Origin of the sequence: Stenotrophomonas sp. (assembly GCF_032066555.1) — a bacterium.
In the GTDB taxonomy this organism is placed as follows: domain Bacteria; phylum Pseudomonadota; class Gammaproteobacteria; order Xanthomonadales; family Xanthomonadaceae; genus Stenotrophomonas.
This window is the reverse complement of the sequence record NZ_DAMBKV010000001.1, coordinates 1-5025: the sequence shown is the minus strand read 5'-3', so window position 1 is coordinate 5025 and position 5025 is coordinate 1. Positions and strand designations below refer to the sequence as shown.

At 63.9% G+C, this 5025-nt stretch carries 4 protein-coding genes; 1 reads left to right on the top strand and 3 read right to left on the bottom strand.

Going from position 1 to position 5025, the window contains the following annotated elements:
• Positions 1–187: 187 nt before the first annotated feature.
• The 3 genes from obgE to rplU all read right to left on the bottom strand — a co-directional run bounded on the left by obgE (position 188) and on the right by rplU (position 2021).
• Positions 188–1246 (bottom strand): GTPase ObgE, encoded by a 1059-nt coding sequence (gene obgE, locus RT131_RS00020; RefSeq protein WP_313169172.1) that lies wholly within the window; start codon positions 1244–1246, stop codon positions 188–190.
• 186 nt (positions 1247–1432) lie between these two features.
• Entirely contained in the window at positions 1433–1693 is a 261-nt protein-coding gene (gene rpmA, locus RT131_RS00015; RefSeq protein WP_293715524.1) for a 50S ribosomal protein L27, read from the bottom strand.
• Positions 1694–1712: 19 nt separating this feature from the next.
• Positions 1713–2021: a 50S ribosomal protein L21 gene (gene rplU / locus RT131_RS00010; RefSeq protein WP_282269142.1), complete on the bottom strand. Its 309-nt coding sequence runs from the start codon at positions 2019–2021 to the stop codon at positions 1713–1715.
• Between the two features lie 296 nt (positions 2022–2317).
• Here rplU and uvrA point away from each other — a divergent pair.
• Positions 2318–5025: excinuclease ABC subunit UvrA (gene uvrA / locus RT131_RS00005; RefSeq protein WP_313169171.1), on the top strand; the 2708-nt coding region annotated here is incomplete at its 3' end.

Here is a 5025-nt window from a genome sequence, read left to right as displayed (position 1 = left end):
GCCAGCCGGTAGTGCCGAGCCATGCTCGGCAGAGGCTTTCCCGATAAAGCCAGCCAGTAGTGCCGAGCCATGCTCGGCAGGGGCTTCACCGGCAAGGCCCCTGCCGAGCATGGCTCGGCACTACAAACAAAAACGCCGCTTCCCGTTAAGGGAAGCGGCGCTCTTGATCCGGCACTGGCCTGTTGAATCAAAGGCCCTGCGCGTGGCGCTCCTCTTCCTCCAGCATCTTCTGCTGGTCAAAGAAAGCCATGATGTCCTTCATGATCGGCCAGGTGCCCTCACGGCCCAGGGCCGACACCAGATACCAGGGCTGTTCCCAGCCCAGCTCGGCCACCACCTGCTCGGCAGCCGCCTTGGCCTCGTCCTCGAACATCAGGTCGGCCTTGTTCAGCACCAGCCAGCGCGGCTTCTTCAGCAGCTCCGGATCATGCTTGCCCAGCTCGCGCTCGATCGCACGCACCTGCTCGATCGGCGAGATACCCTCCACACCACCTTCCATCGGCGAAATGTCGACGAGGTGCAGCAACAGACGGGTGCGCTGCAGGTGACGCAGGAACTGCGCGCCCAGGCCGGCACCATCGGCCGCACCCTCGATCAGGCCCGGAATATCGGCGATCACGAAGCTGCGGTAATTCTCAACCTTCACCACACCCAGGTTCGGGTACAAGGTGGTGAACGGGTAATCGGCCACCTTCGGCGTCGCCGCCGAAACGGCACGGATCAGGGTGCTCTTGCCAGCATTGGGGAAGCCCAGCAGGCCGACATCGGCCAGCAGCTTCAGCTCCAGCTTGAGCAGGCGCTCCTCGCCCTCCTCGCCCGGCAGCGCCTGACGCGGCGCGCGGTTGGTGGAGCTCTTGAAGTGCATGTTGCCCAAGCCACCCTTGCCGCCCTTGGCCACCAGCAGGCGGTCGCCATGCGTGGTCATGTCACCAATGACTTCATCGGTATCGACATTCATCACCACGGTACCCACCGGCACGGTGATGATCAGGTCTTCGCCACCCTTGCCATAGGCCTGGCGGCCCATGCCGTTCTCGCCGCGCTGCGCCTTGAAAATGCGGTCATGGCGGAAGTCGACCAGGGTGTTCAGGTTTTCGTCGGCACGGATCCAGACGCTGCCGCCATTGCCGCCGTCACCACCATCCGGGCCACCGAGCGGAATGAACTTCTCGCGGCGAAAGCCGATGCAGCCATTGCCGCCGTTGCCAGCGATGACCTGGATCTCCGCTTCGTCTACAAGTTTCATGATTCTGGTTGCCCACTGATGGCGGCAGGCAAGCTGCCCGACCGCTGGATTCTACCGGCCCCGGCGCTGCCGGGGAAAACGGGCCAGGATGCCCGCGAAATGTTCTTCAAGCAACGAAAAACCCCGCCGAAGCGGGGCTCTCGTCAGCAGCCCACACCGGAGTATGGGCGGCTTGCGCGTACGGAATTAAGCTTCCGTGACGACGTTGACGGTGCGGCGCTTGTTGGCACCCTTCACCGTGAACTCAACCTTGCCATCGACCAGCGCGAACAGCGTGTGGTCACGGCCCAGGCCGACGCCGGTACCCGGGTGGAACTGGGTGCCGCGCTGACGCACGATGATGTTGCCAGCTTCGATGGCCTGGCCACCGAAGATCTTGACGCCGAGGTATTTCGGGTTGGAATCGCGACCGTTGCGCGAGGAACCTACGCCCTTTTTATGTGCCATGACGGATTCTCCTTAGCAATTAGCCGGCGATGCCGGTGATTTCGATTTCGGTGTAGTACTGACGGTGACCCTGACGCTTCATGTGGTGCTTGCGGCGACGGAACTTGATGATCCGGACCTTGTCGGCGCGGCCGTGGGCCACAACCTTGGCGGTCACCGAAGCGCCCTTCAGCGCGTCACCCAGCTTGATGCCATCGGCATCGCCGAGCATCAGGATGTTGTCGAACTTGATCTCGTTGCCAGCTTCGACTTCGAGTTTTTCCACGCGCAGGGTTTCACCCTGAACGACGCGGTACTGCTTACCGCCAGTTACCAGAACTGCATACATGACCAGACTTCCTCTGTAGTTATTGTGGTCGCCTTGCCCGCCATCGAGGGCGGACAGAAGCGGGATTTTACCGGGCAGACCGAGCTCGGGTCAACCCACCCCCTGCCCTGACCCGCGGGGCCTGAACCCCGATTCAGGCCCGCAGCCGACAACCGGCCCACTGGCGGGAAACAGCACTGGCAAAACTGGCAATTGCCCCCAAATGACAAGGCCGCTAGGCTGATTGACTGCCGTCAGCGACGCCCCCACACCTCCTGCTTCCGGCCCAGCCGGCAGCGGTCCAAACCGGATTTCCCATGGCGATGGATTTCATCCGCATCCGCGGTGCGCGGACGCACAACCTCAAGAACATCGACCTCGACCTGCCCCGCGACAAACTGATCGTGATCACCGGCCTGTCCGGTTCGGGCAAGTCCTCGTTGGCGTTCGACACCATCTACGCCGAAGGCCAGCGCCGCTATGTCGAGTCGCTGTCGGCGTATGCGCGGCAGTTCCTGAGCGTGATGGAAAAGCCCGACCTGGATCACATCGAAGGTCTGTCGCCGGCGATCTCCATCGAGCAGAAGTCCACCTCGCACAACCCGCGCTCGACCGTCGGCACCATCACCGAGATCTACGACTACCTGCGCCTGCTTTACGCCCGCGTCGGCAGCCCGCGCTGCCCGGACCACGGCTACCCGCTGGAGGCGCAGACCGTCAGCCAGATGGTCGACCAGGTCCTGACCCTGGATCCGGAACAGCGCTACATGCTGCTGGCGCCGGTCATCCGCGAGCGCAAGGGCGAACACGCCCAGGTCTTCGACCAGCTGCGTGCGCAGGGCTTCGTGCGCGTGCGCGTCGATGGCGAGCTCTACGAGATCGACGAAGTACCGGCGCTGACCCTGCGCCAGAAGCACACCATCGAAGCGGTGATCGACCGTTTCCGCCCGCGCGAAGACATCAAGCAGCGCCTGGCCGAAAGCTTCGAGACCGCGCTGAAGCTTGGCGACGGCATGGCCACGGTGATGGCGCTGGATGCCGCCGACAGCACGCCGCAGCTGTTCTCCTCCAAGTACAGCTGCCCGGTCTGCGACTACGCACTGCCGGAGCTGGAACCGCGCCTGTTCTCGTTCAATTCGCCGGTCGGCGCCTGCCCGGGCTGCGATGGCCTGGGCGTGGCCGAGTTTTTCGATCCGAACCGCGTGGTCGTGCATCCGGAACTGTCGCTGGCTGCCGGTGCGGTGCGCGGCTGGGACCGTCGCAACGCCTATTACTTCCAGCTGATCGCCTCGCTGGCCAAGCACTACAAGTTCGATGTGGACGCCAGCTGGCAGTCGCTGCCGGACAACGTCAAGCAGGCTGTGCTCTACGGCAGCGGCGAAGAGCAGATCACCTTCACCTATTTCACCGAAGCCGGTGGCCGCAACCAGCGCAAGCACCGCTTCGAAGGCATCATCCCCAACCTCGAACGCCGCTACCGCGAGACCGAATCGCCGGCGGTGCGTGAGGAACTGGCCAAGTACATCAGCTCGCGGCCGTGCCCGGAGTGCAAGGGCGCGCGCTTGAACAAGGCGGCACGCAATGTCTTCGTCGCTGATCGCCCGCTGCCGGAAATCGCGGTGCTGCCGATCGACGAAGCCAAACGCTTTTTCGGCGAGTTGAGCCTGCCCGGCTGGCGCGGCGAGATCGCCACCAAGATCGTCAAGGAGATCAGTGAGCGACTGGGCTTCCTGGTCGACGTCGGCCTGGATTACCTCACCCTGGAGCGCAAGGCCGACACCTTGTCCGGCGGTGAAGCGCAGCGCATTCGTCTTGCCTCGCAGATCGGCGCCGGCTTGGTCGGCGTGATGTACGTGCTCGACGAACCCTCCATCGGCCTGCACCAACGCGACAACGAACGCCTGCTCGGCACCCTCACCCGACTGCGCGACCTGGGCAATACGGTGATCGTGGTCGAGCATGACGAAGACGCGATCCGCCTGGCCGACTACGTGGTCGACATCGGCCCGGGCGCAGGCGTGCACGGCGGCGAGATCGTCGGCCAGGGCCAGCTGCAGGACCTGCTGGATGCACCGCGTTCGCTGACCGGCCAATACCTGTCGGGCAAACGCCAGATCGAGATCCCGGCGCGCCGCCACAAGCCCAACCCGAAGATGACGCTGCGCCTGCGTGGCGCCAGCGGCAACAACCTGAAGAACGTGGATCTGGATATCCCGTCCGGCCTGTTGACCTGCGTGACCGGCGTGTCCGGCTCGGGCAAGTCGACGCTGATCAACGACACCTTGTTCTCGCTGGCGGCCAACGAGATCAACGGTTCTTCGCACCCCATCGCCAAGTACAAGAGCGTCGAAGGCCTGGATCTGTTCGACAAGGTCGTCGACATCGACCAGTCGCCGATCGGCCGCACCCCGCGCTCCAACCCGGCAACCTATACCGGTCTGTTCACGCCGCTGCGCGAGCTGTACGCACAGGTACCGGAGGCGCGTGCGCGTGGTTACTCGCCGGGCCGTTTCAGCTTCAACGTGCGCGGCGGCCGCTGCGAGGCCTGCCAGGGCGATGGCCTGATCAAGGTGGAAATGCACTTCCTGCCGGACGTGTATGTGCCTTGCGACGTTTGCCACGGCAAGCGCTACAACCGCGAGACGCTGGAGATCCTCTACAAGGGCTTCAACATCAACGACGTGCTGGAAATGACCGTCGAAGATGCACTGCGCCTGTTCGAGCCGGTGCCGTCGATCGCACGCAAGCTGGAAACGCTGATGGACGTGGGCCTGAGCTACATCAAACTGGGCCAGAGCGCGACCACGCTGTCCGGTGGTGAAGCGCAGCGCGTGAAGCTGTCCAAGGAACTGTCGCGCCGCGATACCGGCCGCACCCTGTACATCCTCGACGAGCCGACCACCGGCCTGCACTTCCACGACATCGAGGCGCTGCTCGGCGTGCTGCACAAGCTGCGTGACGAGGGCAATACGGTGGTGGTGATCGAGCACAACCTGGACGTGATCAAGACCGCCGACTGGATCGT